Annotated in this window: 18 protein-coding genes; 9 read left to right on the forward strand and 9 right to left on the reverse strand. The window is 72.4% G+C overall.

Annotated features, from left to right (window positions below):
• Positions 1 to 16 precede the first annotated feature (16 nt).
• Together CNQ36_RS33555 and CNQ36_RS33560 are read right to left on the reverse strand one after the other, a co-directional pair.
• Entirely contained in the window at positions 17 to 1,114 is a 1,098-nt protein-coding gene (locus CNQ36_RS33555; protein ID WP_121549480.1) for a protein kinase family protein, read from the reverse strand.
• Positions 1,111 to 1,317 carry a hypothetical protein gene (locus tag CNQ36_RS33560; protein WP_121549481.1) on the reverse strand — a complete coding sequence of 69 codons (207 nt, stop codon included), beginning with the start codon at positions 1,315 to 1,317 and terminating at the stop codon, positions 1,111 to 1,113. The genes CNQ36_RS33555 and CNQ36_RS33560 overlap by 4 nt, the downstream gene beginning before the upstream one ends.
• Positions 1,318 to 1,464: 147 nt before the next feature.
• On the opposite strand from CNQ36_RS33560, the gene CNQ36_RS33565 reads away from it, so the two are divergent.
• The gene (locus tag CNQ36_RS33565) at positions 1,465 to 2,085 is read left to right on the forward strand and encodes a LysE family translocator (protein ID WP_121549482.1); all 621 of its coding nucleotides are present in this window, start codon (positions 1,465 to 1,467) and stop codon (positions 2,083 to 2,085) included.
• Positions 2,086 to 2,115: 30 nt separating this feature from the next.
• Here the strand turns inward: CNQ36_RS33565 and CNQ36_RS33570 are convergent, their stop codons facing one another.
• Entirely contained in the window at positions 2,116 to 2,751 is a 636-nt protein-coding gene (locus CNQ36_RS33570; RefSeq protein ID WP_040905258.1) for a CatB-related O-acetyltransferase, read from the reverse strand.
• Positions 2,752 to 2,861: 110 nt separating this feature from the next.
• Positions 2,862 to 3,797, reverse strand: coding sequence for a LysR family transcriptional regulator (locus CNQ36_RS33575; RefSeq protein WP_121549483.1), 936 nt, complete (start codon positions 3,795 to 3,797; stop codon positions 2,862 to 2,864).
• Between the two features lie 133 nt (positions 3,798 to 3,930).
• Between CNQ36_RS33575 and CNQ36_RS33580 the strand changes: the two genes are divergently transcribed.
• Positions 3,931 to 5,175 carry an MFS transporter gene (locus CNQ36_RS33580; RefSeq protein WP_121549484.1) on the forward strand — a complete coding sequence of 415 codons (1,245 nt, stop codon included), beginning with the start codon at positions 3,931 to 3,933 and terminating at the stop codon, positions 5,173 to 5,175.
• 6 nt (positions 5,176 to 5,181) lie between these two features.
• Here the strand turns inward: CNQ36_RS33580 and CNQ36_RS33585 are convergent, their stop codons facing one another.
• Positions 5,182 to 6,063 (reverse strand): alpha/beta hydrolase, encoded by an 882-nt coding sequence (locus CNQ36_RS33585; RefSeq protein ID WP_121549485.1) that lies wholly within the window; start codon positions 6,061 to 6,063, stop codon positions 5,182 to 5,184.
• A gap of 153 nt (positions 6,064 to 6,216) precedes the next feature.
• Between CNQ36_RS33585 and CNQ36_RS33590 the strand changes: the two genes are divergently transcribed.
• Complete coding sequence (locus CNQ36_RS33590) at positions 6,217 to 8,283, forward strand: AfsR/SARP family transcriptional regulator (RefSeq protein WP_121549486.1); 2,067 nt, start codon at positions 6,217 to 6,219, stop codon at positions 8,281 to 8,283.
• Here the strand turns inward: CNQ36_RS33590 and CNQ36_RS33595 are convergent.
• The gene (locus CNQ36_RS33595) at positions 8,228 to 8,428 is read right to left on the reverse strand and encodes a type II toxin-antitoxin system VapB family antitoxin (protein WP_121549487.1); all 201 of its coding nucleotides are present in this window, start codon (positions 8,426 to 8,428) and stop codon (positions 8,228 to 8,230) included. The genes CNQ36_RS33590 and CNQ36_RS33595 overlap by 56 nt on opposite strands.
• Before the next feature lie 210 nt (positions 8,429 to 8,638).
• Between CNQ36_RS33595 and CNQ36_RS33600 the strand changes: the two genes are divergently transcribed.
• From CNQ36_RS33600 to CNQ36_RS33620, 5 genes are all read left to right on the forward strand, one after another.
• Positions 8,639 to 9,136 (forward strand): flavodoxin domain-containing protein, encoded by a 498-nt coding sequence (locus CNQ36_RS33600; RefSeq protein ID WP_121549661.1) that lies wholly within the window; start codon positions 8,639 to 8,641, stop codon positions 9,134 to 9,136.
• Between the two features lie 49 nt (positions 9,137 to 9,185).
• Positions 9,186 to 9,635: a pyridoxamine 5'-phosphate oxidase family protein gene (locus CNQ36_RS33605; RefSeq protein ID WP_121549488.1), complete on the forward strand. Its 450-nt coding sequence runs from the start codon at positions 9,186 to 9,188 to the stop codon at positions 9,633 to 9,635.
• A 149-nt stretch (positions 9,636 to 9,784) separates the two neighbouring features.
• Complete coding sequence (locus CNQ36_RS33610; protein ID WP_121549662.1) at positions 9,785 to 10,408, forward strand: hypothetical protein; 624 nt, start codon at positions 9,785 to 9,787, stop codon at positions 10,406 to 10,408.
• A 328-nt stretch (positions 10,409 to 10,736) separates the two neighbouring features.
• Entirely contained in the window at positions 10,737 to 11,102 is a 366-nt protein-coding gene (locus CNQ36_RS33615; protein WP_004921286.1) for a transglycosylase family protein, read from the forward strand.
• Positions 11,103 to 11,143: 41 nt separating this feature from the next.
• A complete protein-coding gene (locus CNQ36_RS33620; RefSeq protein WP_121549663.1) occupies positions 11,144 to 11,665 on the forward strand; it encodes an AAA family ATPase in 522 nt (173 codons plus the stop codon).
• A gap of 4 nt (positions 11,666 to 11,669) precedes the next feature.
• Here CNQ36_RS33620 and CNQ36_RS33625 read toward each other — a convergent pair whose 3' ends face one another.
• Both CNQ36_RS33625 and tnpA read right to left on the reverse strand, forming a co-directional pair.
• Entirely contained in the window at positions 11,670 to 12,533 is an 864-nt protein-coding gene (locus tag CNQ36_RS33625; RefSeq protein WP_121549664.1) for a phosphotransferase enzyme family protein, read from the reverse strand.
• Between the two features lie 136 nt (positions 12,534 to 12,669).
• Positions 12,670 to 13,086 carry an IS200/IS605 family transposase gene (tnpA, locus tag CNQ36_RS33630; protein ID WP_121549489.1) on the reverse strand — a complete coding sequence of 139 codons (417 nt, stop codon included), beginning with the start codon at positions 13,084 to 13,086 and terminating at the stop codon, positions 12,670 to 12,672.
• Between the two features lie 27 nt (positions 13,087 to 13,113).
• Between tnpA and CNQ36_RS33635 the strand changes: the two genes are divergently transcribed.
• Complete coding sequence (locus CNQ36_RS33635; RefSeq protein ID WP_121549490.1) at positions 13,114 to 14,361, forward strand: RNA-guided endonuclease InsQ/TnpB family protein; 1,248 nt, start codon at positions 13,114 to 13,116, stop codon at positions 14,359 to 14,361.
• Positions 14,362 to 14,649: 288 nt separating this feature from the next.
• On the opposite strand, the gene CNQ36_RS33640 is transcribed toward CNQ36_RS33635, so the two are convergent.
• A complete protein-coding gene (locus tag CNQ36_RS33640; protein WP_121549491.1) occupies positions 14,650 to 15,849 on the reverse strand; it encodes an MFS transporter in 1,200 nt (399 codons plus the stop codon).
• Positions 15,850 to 15,875: the final 26 nt, after the last annotated feature.

Consider the following 15,875-nt stretch of genomic DNA (forward strand, 5'->3'; position numbering starts at 1 on the left):
GCGCCCCTTCTCCGCCTCAGAGGGAGGAGCCGCCGCGAGGCGTGTCCAGGAGGGCGGCCCGGCGGAGCGCCTCCAGCGGATAGGGGGTCGTCCGGCTCTCCTGCCGGAATCGGCGGAAGAAGTCCCCCATCACGGCGGCGACCGGCGCGTGACGCACCAGGACTGCCGCGATGGCCGCCGGAACGTTCCCCGGGGGGACCTCCCCTTGGGCGCAGGAGCGCACGAACGCCCCGCGTTCTTCCGGCTCGTATCCGTACAGGGCGAAGGCCAGCCAGTTCACCAGGTGCGTGGCGGCGTAGCACCGGTCGTAGCCACGGTGCCGGTCGAGGAAGGCGGCCTCCTCCGGGGTGAGTGCGAAGCGGGAGGAGAGGGCGAGGCCGTAGTCGGTGAAGAACAGCCGCCGGCCGTCCGTGAGGATGTTCTCGAAGTGGGCGTCGAAGTGCAGCAGACCGCGGGCGTTCATGAACGCGATACCGGCTTCCAGCTCGCCCGCCACCATGGCGCAGGCCCGCTCGGCCGCGTCGCCGCCGTCCCCGATCCGGACGCCCAGCCAGTCGTGCAGACTCTGCGGGATGTACTCCAGGAACAGCATGAGGCTCGCCGAGGATTGCTGGAGGGCCTCGATCCTGCGGCGTATCCCCTGTCCGCCTCCCCAGTAGGCGACGGCCCGTTCGACATCGGCGAGCTCCTCCGGAAGCGGTCGTCCGGGACCCGGCAGTACCCGCCAGTGGTGCATCAGCGGGAACCCCTCGTGGTCTCCCGCGATCACCCAGTTCGTCGTCATGGTGTGCGCGGCAAGTTCGCGCCATGCCCCGAACCCGGGGCCGCCGATACTGCCGACCCCGTACTGGCAGAAGGCAGGCAGCTCGAACAGATTGGCCGTGGAGCGCATGTTCTCCGGCCGCCGTTCCAGATCGGTCAGCGGTACCTGCTTGACGAACACCGGGGTGCCGCCGACATCCAGCAGCGCGGTCGTCCCGCCGATGCCGGAACCGGCCGGCGCGGCGGCGTCCACGAGCTCGCGCAGCTCGCGATCACTGCACAGCGCCAGTGAGGTGGAGACCGTGGAGTGGGCGGACAGGCGTGTGTCGCGGGAGATCTCGCCGCCGGTCACCTGGCGTCCCGTAGGGGGACCGAGAAGGCGACCTCTCCGCCGGGGCGCTCCCGCGAGGGGCGGACGTATGTCGCGCCCCAGTCGGTGAAGCGCGGCAGGGGCACCCTGCCGTCGTCCTGGTGCCATGCGCGCGCCGCGGCGGCCGCCACGACCTGGATCCGGCGCTCATGTGCGACGCAGGCGTGCCAGTAATCGACGGCCATGCAGGCCCCCTCGTTCGGAGCACGGGCCCCCGCCCGCGCGCGGAGCGAGCAAGCCTATAGGGCGCTGGGAGAAATGACTTGGCTGGCGTCCGGCCAGGTGGTGAGGGCCCTCGTGAGGGTCGGGCTGACCGGTGCGAGACTGTGCCCATGTTCGTTCAGCTTCTCGCGGCCACGGGTGTGCTCGCCGTTCTGACCATGGTTCCCGGACCGGACATGGCCGTGGTGACGCGGCGGGCCCTTGCGTCCGGCTGGCAGGACGGGTTGCGCACGGTCGGTGGCATATCGGCGGGACTGCTGATCTGGGGTGCGCTCACCGTGGTCGGCCTGGCGGCCGTCCTGGCGGCGTCCGCCACGGCGTACACGGTCGTCAAGCTCGCCGGAGCCGTCTACCTCTGCTTCCTCGGTGTCCAGGCGCTGCTGCAGAGCCGCGCCGGCCGTTCGGAGACGCCGGTGGCGGGCGCCCCGGTCCCGGCAGGTAACCCGTGGCGCACGGGACTGGTCAGCAACGTCTTCAACCCGAAGGTCGCGGTCTTCTACACCGGCCTCCTGCCCACGCTCGCCCCGTCCGGGCTCCCGCCGCACCTCGGGATGACCCTGCTGGTCCTCGTCCACACGGCCCTGACCCTCGGCTGGCTCGGCGGCTACGTGCTGGTGCTGGCCAAGGCCCAGGCGTTCTTCGGGAGGCCCGGCGTGCGCCGCGCCATGGACCGCGTCACGGGTGTCGTGCTGATCGGCTTCGGCGTCAAGGTGGCCGCCTCCCAGCCCTGAACACGGTACGGAGCGCCCCGCTCCCGGTCCCTAGGGAGCGGCGGCTTCCAGGTCGGCGACGCCGCCCGACATGATCGTCCGCACATGCGCGGTGATGTGCTCCGCGGGCCAGTCCCACCAGGCCACCGCGAGCAGCCGGGCGATGTCGTGGTCGTCGTAACGGGTGCGGATCAGGCGGGCCGGGTTGCCGCCGACGATGCCGTAGTCCGGCACGTCGCCGGTGACCACGGCTCCGGCGGCGACGATCGCGCCGTGCCCGATCCGCACGCCCGGCATCACCGTGGCGCCGTGACCGAACCAGACGTCGTTGCCGACGACGGTGTCCCCCCGGTCGGGCAGGCCGGTGAGCAGGTCGAAGTGCTCGGACCACGAGCCGCCCATGGTGGGGAACGGGAAGGTGGAGGGGCCGTCCATACGGTGGTTGGCGCCGTTCATCAGGAACCGCACACCCGTGCCCAGCGCGCAGAACCTGCCGATGATCAGCTTCTCCGGCCCGTAGTGGTGGAGCACGTTGCGCGTCTCGAAGGCCGTCGGGTCGTCAGGGTCGTCGTAGTAGGAGTACTCCCCGACCTCGATCAGCGGGGACGTCACCAGCGGCTTGAGCAGCACCACCCGGGGCTGGCCGGGCATCGGACGGAGGACCGTCGGGTCGGGAGGCACATGCATGGAGGCGGAACTCCTCAACGGTGGCGGGCGCGGGTCCGAGCCATGATCGCGGAACCGGGCGGCGGGGGACACCGGTTTTCCGCCCGCACTCCCCGCCCGCTCGCCGTGCGTCAGCGCGGAGTCACCCAGCCGGGCGTCCAGGTCCCGGCGGTGTCCTGGCCGGCCACCGTAGTGGCGAGATGGGCGCGCAGGACGGCCAGCGCCGGGTGGGGATTGTCCCGGCGCCACAGCAGCGAGTGCGGGTAGACGAGCGTCGGACCGGTGACCGGGATCCGGCGCAGGTCGTGGCCCGCGGGCCAGACGAGGCGGGTCAGCTCGCCCATGAAGGTGGCCAGGGCCGGGGTGTCGGCCACGGTGTCGAGGAGGGCGTCGGAACCGAAGTTGGGGCCGGTCGCCTCGATGGTGAGACCGAACTCCGCGACGAGGTCGGCGTAGTAGGCGCCCCACTCGCTTCCGGGGACGATGCCGGGCATCCAGATGCGGTGCCCGGCGAGCTCGGCCACCGTCACCGACCGGACGCCCGCCAGCGCGTGCCCCGGACCGGTCAGCAGCTGGAGCGGCTCGTCGAGGACCCGGACGGACTCGATGTCCTCGGGCAGGGGCAGACCCGGTGCGGCGACGGCACGGAAGGTCGCGTCGATCGCACCGGACCGGACGGCGGCGAGGGCCGTCTCGATGGGCGGCAGCATCACCACGTCGAGTTCGATCTCGGGGTGCGCGCGGTGGAAACCCCGCATCAGACCCGTCATCGCGCCGCGCGAGGCGAGCACGTCGACGCGCAGCGGGCGGCGGCCCGGACGCACGGAGGAGACCGCGCGCTCGGCGACGCGCAGCAGCTCGCGCGCGTGGGGCAGGAACGCCTGCCCGTCGATGCTCAGCTCGGCGCCCCGCGAGGTGCGGGTGAACAACCGCACGCCCAGGCCGCGCTCCAGCGCGGCGATGCGCTTGGAGACAGCCTGCTGGGTGACCGCCAGCTCGTCGGCGGCCTCCTGGAACCGCCCCGCGTCGGCTGCGGCGACGAATGTCCGGACACTGTCGAGGTCCATGGCGACAACCCTACGGCCACAACCGCTGGTTGTGGCCGGACGGTCCCGCGGTTGTTTGATCCCCGGATGCGGTGCTCGCTTTGATGTTCCCGATCGCGGAACGGTTGTGCGGGGGAGTGGCGGGGATGGCGGCATGAACGGCGGGCACCGGCTGGGGCGGCGGTTCGGGTGGCTCTGGGGGGCGTACGGGACCAGCGCGCTCGGCACCTGGCTGGCCTTCGGCGCGTTCCCGCTGATCGCCATCCGGGTGCTGCACGCCGGGCCGGCCGAGGTCGCCGCGCTGTCCTCCGTGGGAGCCGCGGTGGGCGCGGCCGTGGCGGTGCCGCTCGGACCGTGGGTCGAGTTCCGCCGCAAGCGGCAGGTGCTGATCGCGACGGACCTGGTGCGGTGCGCGGCGCTGCTGACCGTGCCCGCCGCGTACGCGTTCGGGGTGCTCACCCTCGTACAGCTCCTGCTGGTCTCGGCCGCCGTCGCGGCGGCCGACATCACCTTCCGCGCCGCCTCCGGCGCCTACCTCAAAACGCTGCTGCCGGCCGAGGACCTGCTCGTCGCCAACGCCCGGCTGGAGTCCACGTCCTGGACGCTCACGATCGTCGGACCGCCGCTGGGCGGCGCGGCGATCGGCCTGCTCGGTCCGGTGGCGACGGTCGTGGCCGACGCGGTCAGCCACCTGCTCTCGGCTCTGGGCATCCGCGCGACGGGCGGGGACGAGCCCCGGCCCGAGCGGCGGAAGGCCGCGCCCCCGCGGGCCGGGGACCTGCTCGACGGCTGGCGGTACATCCTCGCCGACAGGACACTGCGGCCGCTGTTCTTCAACACGGTCCTGTTCAACGGCCTGGTGATGGCCGCCCAGCCGCTGCTGGCCGTCCTGATGCTCGGGCGCCTCGGCTTCACGCCCTGGCAGTACGGCCTCGCCTTCGCCGCGCCCTCGGTCGGCGGGCTGCTCGGTTCGCGGCTGGCCCGGCCGCTCGCCGACCGGTTCGGGCAGCACCGGGTCCTGGTCGCGGCCGGGACGCTGCGCGCCGTCTGGCCCATCGGCCTGGCCTTCCCGGGACCGGGCACCGGCGGGCTGCTGCTGGTGATCGGCGTCGAGTTCGGGCTCATCCTCTGCTGCGGCGTCTTCAACCCCCTGCACGCCACCTGCCGCCTGCGGCGCACCGCCACCGACCGGGTCACCCGCACGCTCTCCGCCTGGGCGGTGACGACCAAGGCCGGCACCGCGCTCCTGACGGCCCTCTGGGGCGTGCTGGGCACCCTGCTGGGCGCGCGCGCCGCCATCGCGCTGGCCGGCGCGCTGCTGCTGACGACCCCGCTGCTGCTTCCCCGCCGCGCGGCGGCGCACAGCCCCGGGCGGGGGCAGGCGCCGCGAAGCCCCTGACAGCTCTCAGCGGTCGCCGAGGGCCCTGATCTCCCCGGTGACCAGCGCGGGGTCCTCCTCGGCCATGAAGTGGCCGCAGGAGACCGTGCGGTGCCGCAGGTCACCGGCCCAGGCGCTCCACAGCCCCTGGGCGTGGTAGCCGAGCGCCGCGCCCCAGTCCTGCTGGAGGACGGTGACCGGCATCGCCAGCCGGTTGCCCGCCTCCCGGTCGGCACAGTCGTGCTCCACGTCCACGCCGGCGGAGGCGCGGTAGTCGGCGACGATCGACGGCACGGCCGCCGCGGAGGCAGCGAGGTAGTGCCCGCGGACGTCGGCGGGCATCGCGTCCGGGGCGTGGGTCCAGGCGTCGAGGAAGTGACCGAAGAAGGCGTCCGCGGACGCGCCGATCAGCTGCTCCGGCAGGCCCGGCGCCTGAGCCATCAGGTACAGGTGGAAGCCGACCGCGCCGGACACACCGCGCAGCGCGTCCCACATGTCGAGGGTCGGCAGGACGTCCAGGAAGAGCGCGCGGGACACGGCGCCCGGGTGGTCCATCGCGGCACGGAAGGCGACGAGGGCGCCGCGGTCGTGGCCGGCCAGGGCGAAGCGGTCGTGGCCCAGCTCCGCGGCGAGGCGGACGACGTCCCGCGCCATGGTGCGCTTGGAGTAGACGTCCCGGCCGCTCCCGGCGGGCTTGTCGCTGGCGCCGTAGCCGCGCAGGTCCGGGCAGATGACGGTGTGGTCGGCGGCGAGGTCGGCGGCGACGTGCCGCCACATCAGGTGGGTCTGCGGAAATCCGTGCAGCAGCACGACCGGGGCGCCGCCGCCCCCGACGGCGGCGTTCAGCGTGACGCCGTCGCCGACCGGTACGCGGTGCTCGGTGAATCCAGGGATGCTCGGGTGTGTCACAGCGACTCCTGCGGCTCGTGGCAGAGTGGACGTTCCGGACCTGGCGGTCCGGGCCGTCCGGGGACGTCCACCAGGTTGCGGGCCCCGGATCAGCGATCGATGAGTGGACGCGCGGCACCCCCGGGGACGGCGCCGCCCTGAAGGGACCGTGCCGTGGGAGTGGAGTTCGGACTGCTGGGGCCGGTCACCGCCCGGGACTCCGACGGGGCCTGCCTGCCGCTCGGCGCGCCCCGCCACCGTGAGGTGCTCGGGCGGCTGCTGATCGCCCGGGGAAGGGTGGTCCCGGCAGGCCGGCTCGTGGCCGACCTGTGGGAGGACGAACCCCCGGCCGGCGCGATCGGAGCACTGCGCACCTTCGTCGCGGCGCTGCGCCGCGCCCTGGAACCCGGGCGCCCTCCCCGGCAGCCGTCCCGGCTGCTGGTCACCGACGGTCCCGGGTACCTCCTGCGCGCCGGACGCGAGGCGGTGGACGCCTGGAGGTTCGAGGACTCGGCCGCACGGGCCGCCGAAGCGCCACCGCACGCGGCGGTGGCCCTCTGGGACGAGGCACTCGCCCTGTGGCGCGGGCCGGTCCTCGCCGACTTCCCGGACGCCCGGTGGGCCGCCGCCGAGCAGGCCCGGCTCGAGGAGCTCCGCCTCGGCGCGGTCGAGCGCCGCGCCGACGCCCTGCTGGCCACCGGCGCGGCCCGGGACGCCGTCGTCGACCTGCGGGCCCATGTCGCCGCGCACCCGGGGCGGCAGGACGGCTGGGCGCTGCTCGCGACCGCCCTGGACCGCTCCGGCCGCCGCGGAGAGGCCCTGGAGTCCCTGCGACACGCCCGCCGGGCACTCGCCGGCGCCTACGGAACCGGCACCCCGGCCGTCCTGGCCCGCACCGAAGCCCGCATCCGCGGCGGCACCACCGGCTCCGCGACCGAACCGGCCGGGGCGGCGGACGGCGTCTGGGACCGTACGGCCGCCGCGTGGGACCGCTCGGTGCCCGCCCGCTCCCGGGCCCGGCTGCACGCCACCGCCGGTCTGCTGCGGGACCTCGCGGTGACCGGCGCCGACGGCCTGGAGGAGGCGCGCGCACACCGGCGGGAACTGGTCGCCGCGGCCGAGACGACCGGGGACACCGAGCTGGCCGCCAGGATCATCGGCTCCTACGACGTCCCGGCCGTCTGGACCCGGGCCGACGATCCCGACGACGCCGGGAACCTGGTCCGCGCCGCCGCCCGCGCCGCCGCCCGGCTCGGCCCCGACGGCCCGCCCGCGCTGCGGGCCCGGCTGCTGTCGGTGGTCGCGGTCGAGTCACGCGGCGACGCCGCCGCGGACGCCCCGCTTCCACGGGCGGCCGCCGCCCCCGCCGCCGAACCGTGGCGGCTGCGCGCCGAACGCGCCGCGCAGGAGGCCGTACGCCTCGCCCGCCGTCTCGGCGACCCCTCGGCGCTCGCGTTCGCCCTCAACGGCGCCTTCATGCAGTCCTGCGGCACCTGCGGATCGGCCGCCCACCGGAACGCACTCGGCGCCGAACTGACGCGGCTGGCCGTCGACCACCACCTGCCCGGCCACGAGGTGCTGGGCCGTCTCGTCCGCCTCCAGGCACTCTCCGGACTCGGTGACTTCACGGCGGCCGACGCGGAGGCGGAGGAGATCGACCGGCTGGCACACCGCAACGAACGGCCCCTCGCCGGAGTGTTCACCTCCTGGTACCGGGCCCTGCGCACCTGCGAGACCGACGGCTGGACGGCCGCCCGCCCCCACTACGCCGGGCTCCTCGCGGAGACCGCGAACCACGGCATGCCCGGCCTCACCCGGGGAGCGGCCGTCCTCGTCGCGCTCGTGCCGGTCATGCGGGACGGCACCCTGCCCGACCCCGACGACTTCGCCGGTCTGGACGCCGGCCCCTACCGGCCCTGGCTCGACCCCCTGCTGCTCGCCGCCTCCGGCGACACCGAGAGGGCCCGGCACGCACTCGCCGATGTTCCCCGCCCGCCCCACGACCTTCTCCAGGAAGCACTCTGGTGCGTACTGGCCCGCACGGCCGCGGCCGTGGGACACGAGGACGTCCTGCGCCGGGCCCACGACGAACTCGCCGCCGCGGACGGCGAGTCGGCCGGCGGCGGCAGCGGCCTGATCTCCTTCGGCCCGGTCGCCCACCACCTTCGCGCCGCCGACGCGGCCCTCAGCCCTGCGGCTCCTGAGGCTTGGCGTCGACCTCGCGCAGCGCCTCGTCCTTGAGCTCGGTACGGGCCTCCGTGCGGTGGCCGCGGGCGATGTAGTCCCGTACGACCGCCTCGACCGCGTCCTGAGGGGACCCGACCCCCGCCAGGACCATCACCTCCACCACGAGTTCCGCGTCGAGACTGATACTGACCTTGGCCACCGCGCCCCCCTTTTTCCCGTCGCCCCGGCACTTTAGCCGCCGAGGGCCCCCTGCGACGAGGCCCGGCGCCGGCTCGGAAACCGGCACCCCCCTTGGGCCGACCGGCCCTCGTTTCACCCCCGGTCAGCCCATGGGACCTCCGTCAGGACCGCCGGATACTCGACACAGGAGCAGATCCCGGGCCCGATGGCCCCGGAGGAGGTGCACGTCATGACCGGTACCGTGCTGATCACCTATGGATCCACCAACGGATCGACCGAGCGGATCGCCGAGACCGTCGCCGGAGTCCTGCGCGAGGACGGGCTGACCGTCGAGACCCTGCCCGCCCGCTCGGTCCGGGACGTGGCACCGTACGACGCCGTCGTGGCCGGCGGCGGACTGTACGCCGGGCGCTGGCAGAAGGACGCCCGCCGCTTCCTGCGGCGGCACCGCCGCGCACTGGCCGAACGCCCGCTGTACCTGTTCAGCAGCGGGCCCCTGGACCCCTCGGCCTCCGAGCGGGACATCCCGCCCGTGCACGGAGTGCGGAAGGCGGCCACCCGGCTCGACGCCAGGGAGCACATCACCTTCGGCGGCTGCCTCGAGGAGGGCGCGAAGGGACGGGTCGCCGGAATGATCCTCCGCAACGGCAAGGGCGGGGACTACCGCGACTTCACGGCGATCGAGTCGTGGGCGGCCCATGTCGCCGACGAACTGACCCAAGGATGAGAGCGGGCCGTTCCGCGGAACGGCGGCACCACACGAAGGAAGGGCGGCGATGTACCCCAGTGACGGATTCCGCGAACTCGGGCGGCAGGAGTGCCTGCGGCTGATGGCCCGGGTGCCCGTCGGCCGCATCGTCTTCACACGCCGGGCCCTGCCCGCCGTGCTGCCGGTCAACTTCCGGCTGGACGCCGACGGAGCCGTCCTGCTCCGTACCGCGGCCGACTCGGAACTGGTGCGCGCGGTCGACGGTGCTGTGGTCGCCTTCGAGGCCGACGACATCGACCCTGACCGGCACGCCGGCTGGAGCGTCGTGGTCACGGGCCCCGCCAGGGTGGTGACCGACACCGCCGAGCAGCGGCGGCTCGCTGTCACCGGCCCGGTGTCCTGGGCTCCTTCGGCACGGGAGGTCTTCGTCCGCGTCGAGTCCGAGCTGGTCTCCGGGCGCGAACTCGTCGCCGGACGCAGCCTGTACGGGGTGAGCCTGGCGATCACGAAGAGCTGACACGTCGGCAACGGGCCACAGAAGTCGGGACGTTGGACCCACTGACCGGGCCCTGCGGCCCCTCTCCCGGCCACCGGCGACGCGAGACGGTGAAGACGCGCCGAGAGGAACTCACCTCTCGCCCGCACCACTTGGAGGGGATGAGCGTCATGGCAGTCCACGATCACCCGCACCGTCGTCCGGGGTGGCACGTTCCGTTCCCGCACCGGACCGGTACAGCGCCCGCGTCCACCGGCCCGACGACCGCGGCGGCCGCCGCCACCACCGCGCACGTCTTCGCCGGCCTGCGTCTGCTGACGGGCTTCGTCTTCCTCTGGGCGTTCCTGGACAAGGCGTTCGGCCTCGGCTACGCGACCCCCTCCGGCAAGGGGTGGATCGACGGAGGCTCGCCGACCAAGGGATTCCTCAGCGGAGTCGCCGCCGGACCGATGGAGTCCACCTTCCACGACTGGGCCGGAGCCCCCTGGGCCGACTGGCTGTTCATGCTCGGTCTGCTCGGTATCGGCCTCGCCCTGATCGCGGGGATCGGCCTGTGGCCCGCCGCGATCGCGGGCACCGCCATGATGGCGCTGATGTGGATCGCGGAATGGCCGCCGGCCCGGCACCTGTCGGACGGAACGCCGAGCATGTCGACGAACCCGTTCGCCGACTACCACTTGATCTACGCAGTCGTCCTGGTCGCCCTCGCCGCCGCGGGCGCCGGCGCAACCTGGGGACTGGGCGGGGCCTGGACGCGGCTGTCCCTCGTCGGCCGGCACCCGTGGCTGCGCTGACGGCGTCAACAGGGCGCCCCCGCCCACCGGGCGGGGGCGCACTACGATCAGTGCGTGGGCAGCAAACGGGGGACCGCCTCACCTCATCAATGCAAGTGGTGCGACCGCCCGCTGACAGAGCGCCGGTGGCGCCGATACTGCAACCGCAGACACGCGGTGAAGTGCGGCGTCATGGACTTCATCAGCAACCTGTTGAGCGGGATGGTGTAGAACTCGCCTCGCCAACACCTTCTTCTCCGGCCGGTCGTAGGACACCGCGTACCCCGTCCGGGGCAAGCAGACGGTCACCGGCGCGCCATCGGGCGGTGGCATGGTGTAACTGTTTCCTATGATCTCTGGACGAAGTACGCAGAGGGACGACGGGCGGAGTTCGCGCGTGAGTGCGAACCGGACAGCCCTGATCGTCCTGGTCGCCGCGGCTGCTCTGGGCACGACCACCCCAGCGATGGCGTCCCCGTCCGTCCCCCGAGGGACCGACTGGGACGCCATCGCCGCATGTGAGTCCAGCGGCAACTGGCAGGCGAACACCGGCAACGGCCACTACGGCGGCCTGCAGTTCACGCAGTCGAGCTGGGAGGCGGCCGGCGGGCTCAAGTACGCCCCACGAGCGGACCTCGCGACCCGCAAGGAGCAGATCACCGTGGCCAGACGTCTGGCCAGGATCCAGGGCATGTCGGCCTGGTCCTGCGCCTGAACCACCCCGACGCCGCGCACCCGCCCGCTAGCGTGGGCCCGGTGATCGTATGGCTCAACGGAACCCATGGCGCAGGCAAGACGACGACCGGTCCGCTCGTGCAGCAACTGCTCCCCGATTCACGGGTGCTCGATGCCGAGAAGGTCGGTGAGACGCTCATGGACATCACGCCCGGACTGCCCGGGACGGACAACTTCCAGCACTGGCCCCCGTGGCGCACCCTCGTCGTCGAGACCGCCCGCCGTGTCCTGGAGTACACCGGAGGCACCCTCGTGATGCCCATGACCGTCCTGGTGGAGCGGTACTGGCGCGAGATCAGCACCGGGCTCGCCCAGCACGCCATCCCCGTACGGCATTTCGTTCTCCACGCCGATCAGGACACCCTCAGGGATCGCATCGAGGGGGACACCGTCCTCGGCCCCTCGTCGTTCCGTCTCGCCCACCTCGAGCCCTACGCGGAGGCGGCCCGCACTTGGCTGCACCGCGAGGCGGAGGTCGTCGACACCACACACCTCACGCCCGCCCAGGCCGCCCTGCGGATCGCGGAAGCCGTCAAGGGCTGAGGAATCAGTCGCCCGGGGTGAAGACGCCGTCCGGGCCGTCCTGGGCGAGTGCGGTCCGGATCTGTGCGAGCCACTCCGTGCCCAGACGGCGTCCGTCCGGAAGGCGGTCGTCCCGATCCCAGCGCCATGTCGTGATCATCGCCAGTACGAGGATCCGGCACTGGCGCAGCAGGACCTGATCGACACCGGGACAGTGCTCGGCGACTTCTTCGGGCGCATGGGCGAGGTCGAATTCGACGGGGCCCCGGCAGGCCGTTTCGAGGTCGATGAACACCGGTCCGTTCCTCGTGGCGAGCACGTTGCCCGGGTGCGGCTCGCCGTGCAGCAGCTGCTCCGCGCCGAGGCGCTCGCCGATCACTCGTCGCAGGCCGCGCAGCGTGTCACCGAGCAGTTCCCGGTCCGCGTCGGCCAGCGCCGGAGTGCGGTCGCGGTCCGCCACGAGCCGTTGCGCCTGCTCGACCCGGTCGGTGAAGTGCGGGGTCGGGAGGTCGAGTCCGCGCATCCCGGCATGCAGACGCTCGAGGGCACTGGCGTAGTCGGCGGGCGGGACCTCCCGGGGCGTCACGGGCTCGTAGTAGGTCCACAGCGTGACCACGAAGCCGTCACGCTCATACGGGCGGGGTTCCACTCGCGGCTCGAGGACGGCCACGGGGCACCCGGCTGCCACGAGCCGCCGAGCGAGACCGACCTCGAACTCCGCGACCTGGTCCGTCACGGGTGCCACCCGGGCAAGGACGTCGCCGGGCAGCAGACGCAGCGTGAGCTTGTTCGAATCATGGAGAACGGTCACGTCGTCGGCCGGCAGGCCGAGGGACGAGGCGATCGACCTGGCCGCGGCCACCGCGCGCGACACTTCCGAGGCCCGCACCGTCACCTTCCCCCTCCCCGGAGCACCGCCGGCCTCTCCCGGCGGAGCAGACCGTGAACTTTACCGGGACTCTTGCAGAAAGCCCCGGCGTTCACGCCGGGGATGAATGCATCTCAAGACTGCTTTGACGTGGACTTCAGAGCGGACGTTTTTGCTGCTCGATGTACTGGCGGACGATCGTCAACGGTGCTCCGCCGCACGATGCGGAGAAATACGAGGGTGACCACAGGTGCCCATGCATGATGGCGGGGTTGCTCTGGCCGGTGAGCTCCTGCCGTATTCGGCGGGCGGAGACCCCTTTGAGGCTGTTGACCAGCTTGGAGACGGCGACCTTGGGTGGGTAGTGCACCAACAGGTGGACGTGATCGCGTTCCCCGTTGAACTCCTTCAGCTCCGCCTCGAAGTCCTCGCAGACCTTGCGCATGATCTCTTCACAACGTGTCAGCATCTCGTCGTCGAAGACCCCGCGCCGGTACTTCGTCACAAAGACCAAGTGCACATGCATCGCCGAAACGACGTGCCTGCCACGTCTATAGTCGTTTTCCTGATCCATGAGACCAATCGTAGTAACGTCTTGGGTGTGCAGCTCCGCTACAACTACCGGGCCTACCCCAACGCCGCTCAGCGCCGCGCGCTGGCGCAGGCGTTCGGGTGCGCCCGCGTGGTGTGGAACGACTGCCTGCGCGACCGGAAACAAGCGCACGCTGCCGGGCTGCCGTATGTGACGTCGACGGAACTGTCCCGGCTTCGCATCACCCAGGCCAAACGCACCGAGGAACGCGCATGGCTCGCCGACGTCTCAGCGGTCGTCCTGCAACAGTCCCTGCGGGACCTGGACGCCGCCTACAAGAACTTCTTCGACAGCCTGAGCGGCAAACGGAAAGGCCGCAAGGCAGGTCCTCCCCGCTACAAGTCCAAGAAGGACACCCGGCAGTCGATCCGCCTCAACACCAACGCTTTCACCCTTCAGGACGACGGCACGGTGTATGTGGCCAAGGTTGGCCATCTCAAGGTCGAGTGGTCGCGCCGGCTCCCGGCCGCACCCACGTCCCTGACCGTCACCAAAGACAGCTGCGGCCGGTACTTCCTCAGCTTCGTCGTGGACACCAAGCCGGACATCCTCCCCGAGGCGGAGACCGAAACCGGTATCGACCTCGGACTGTCCGCCTTCGCGGTCCTGTCCGACGGGACGAAGATCAGCACCCCGCGCTTCCTGCGCCGGGCCGAGAAGAAGCTCAAGCGTCTGCAGCGGGATCTGTCCCGCAAGCAGAAGGGGTCGAAGAACCGGGCCAAGGCCCGCATCAAGGTCGCACGCCAGCACGCCCGCGTCGCCGACCGGCGCCGGGACTTTCACCACCAGGCCTCCACACAGATCATCCGCGACAACCAAGCGGTGTACGTGGAAGACCTTGCGGTGTCCGGTCTCGCACGCACCCAGCTCGCCAAGTCCGTGCACGACGCGGGATGGTCCGCGTTCGTACGGATGCTGGAATACAAGGCTGTCAAGCACGGCCGCGCCTTCAGCAAGGTGGACCGGGCCTTCCCCTCCTCTCAGGTCTGCTCGGCCTGCGGATTCCGGGACGGCCCCAAGCCCCTGCACGTCCGGCAGTGGACGTGCGGCGAGTGCGGCACCGTGCACGACCGCGACCACAACGCTGCCCGCAACGTCCTGTTCGAAGGACGCAGAATCGTCGCCGCCGGACGGGCGGAGACGCTAAACGCCTCGTGGAGCGCCGGTAAGACCAGGACGAAAGTCCCGGCACAGCGCGGTGAAGCAGGGAGCCCCCGGAAGGGTCAGCCGACCCAGGCCGGAATCCCTGGACTTTAGGCCAGGGAGCACGTCAACAAGTGCCCCTCTGGGGGGTGGGGTGACTGTCCGCGGGCCGCCCGCGGATACTGACTTCGAACAGTTGCAGACGAGTCTCCCGCCCGGCAAACAGCACGAGCTGAAGGAACGGCAGTCGGTGCTGGTCCTGCCGGACAACGAGGACGACGGAGCCCCGCCGAACCGGACGACGCTGGACCTGACCGCGGGGACTGCGGTCGTGCGGATGCCGCGGCCCGGGCACTACGACCGGCGCCCGGCGCGGAGCGACGGCCGCGAGGCGGCCGAGCGTCAGGAGGAGGCGCCGCGCAGGGCGGGAGCCGTGCCCCTGCCGAAGGCGCGCATGGCGAGGGCACCGGCGAGCGGGCCCGGCGCGAGCAGGAGGAAGGCGTACTCCCAGCCGATGGCCTCCGCCAGCAGCGGGGTGAGCTGGATGCTGACCACGGTGAGGGCGAAGCCGATGGCGGTCTGGCCGGTGAGCGCCGTCCCGATGTAGCGGGGGTCGGCGACCTCGCTCAGCGAGGTCGAGAACACCCCCGAGTCCGCGATCACCGCGGCGCCCCACAGCGCGCAGAAGGCGAAGAGAAGCGGCGGCGGAGCGTGGAAGAAGAAGGGGGAGAGCAGACAGCACAGGCCGCTGAGCACGAGCGCTGCCAGGGCGGCGGGAGGGCGGCCGAAACGGTCGGCGCCCCAGCCGCCGAGCAGGCAGCCGGCCGCTCCGCCGAGGCCCATGGTGAGGAACACCGTGACCTCCACCGAGCCCGGCAGGTCTCGCGCGGCGGATGCCGCCAGGAGGAAGGACGGGATCCAGGTCCACAGGGCGTAGAGCTCCCACATGTGCCCGAAGTAGCCGAGGTTGGCCAGCCGTGGCCCGCGTTCGGTGAACATCGCCAGCGCGTACCCGGGGTTGCGGGCGGGAGCGGCCGGCGCCGCGTGGGGGCCGAGCCGGACGACGACCAGCGCGATGACGGAGCCCCCGAACCCTGCCGCCGCCGCGGCGAGCAGCACACCCCGCCAGGGCAGGGACCCCAGCCCCGCGATGAGGTGGGGCAGCGTGGAGCCGAGGGTGAGGGCGGCGATGAGCACGCCCATGGTCCTGCCCCGTCCGGCGCTCCCGGCCCACGAGGCCATGAGCTTCATACCGGTGGGATAGACCCCGGCCAGGAACATCCCGGTCATGAAGCGCAACGGGACGGCGACGGCCGGTCCGTCGGCGACCAGGGCCAGCACCACGGTGCAGACCGCGGCGGCCGCGGCACTGGCGGCGAGCAGACGCTGGGGCGGCACACGGTCGGCCAGGTTCAGGCCGGTGGAGGCCACGGCCCCGGCGACGAAGCCGAACTGCACGGACGCCGTCAACCACACGGCGCCCCCGGCCGTGAGCCCCCAGTCGCTCCGCAGGCTCGGCACCACCGCCGACATGGAGAACCACACGGCGAGCCCGAGCACTTGGACGGCGGCGATCGCACCACGCTGCACACCGGTGTTCACAGATGTCCCCCCTGGGGCCAGGCACT

Origin of the sequence: Streptomyces fungicidicus (assembly GCF_003665435.1) — a bacterium.
Lineage (GTDB): Bacteria > Actinomycetota > Actinomycetes > Streptomycetales > Streptomycetaceae > Streptomyces > Streptomyces fungicidicus.

What these genes read in the sequence shown, in the direction of transcription:
- CNQ36_RS33560 (WP_121549481.1), bottom strand. Translation starts at nt 1,317, where the DNA reads ATGGCCGTCGATTACTGGCACGCCTGCGTCGCACATGAGCGCCGGATC.
- CNQ36_RS33565 (WP_121549482.1), top strand. Translation starts at nt 1,465, where the DNA reads ATGTTCGTTCAGCTTCTCGCGGCCACGGGTGTGCTCGCCGTTCTGACC.
- CNQ36_RS33570 (WP_040905258.1), bottom strand. Translation starts at nt 2,751, where the DNA reads ATGCATGTGCCTCCCGACCCGACGGTCCTCCGTCCGATGCCCGGCCAG.
- CNQ36_RS33575 (WP_121549483.1), bottom strand. Translation starts at nt 3,797, where the DNA reads ATGGACCTCGACAGTGTCCGGACATTCGTCGCCGCAGCCGACGCGGGG.
- CNQ36_RS33580 (WP_121549484.1), top strand. Translation starts at nt 3,931, where the DNA reads ATGAACGGCGGGCACCGGCTGGGGCGGCGGTTCGGGTGGCTCTGGGGG.
- CNQ36_RS33600 (WP_121549661.1), top strand. Translation starts at nt 8,639, where the DNA reads ATGACCGGTACCGTGCTGATCACCTATGGATCCACCAACGGATCGACC.
- CNQ36_RS33605 (WP_121549488.1), top strand. Translation starts at nt 9,186, where the DNA reads ATGTACCCCAGTGACGGATTCCGCGAACTCGGGCGGCAGGAGTGCCTG.
- CNQ36_RS33610 (WP_121549662.1), top strand. Translation starts at nt 9,785, where the DNA reads ATGGCAGTCCACGATCACCCGCACCGTCGTCCGGGGTGGCACGTTCCG.
- CNQ36_RS33615 (WP_004921286.1), top strand. Translation starts at nt 10,737, where the DNA reads ATGATCTCTGGACGAAGTACGCAGAGGGACGACGGGCGGAGTTCGCGC.
- tnpA (WP_121549489.1), bottom strand. Translation starts at nt 13,086, where the DNA reads ATGGATCAGGAAAACGACTATAGACGTGGCAGGCACGTCGTTTCGGCG.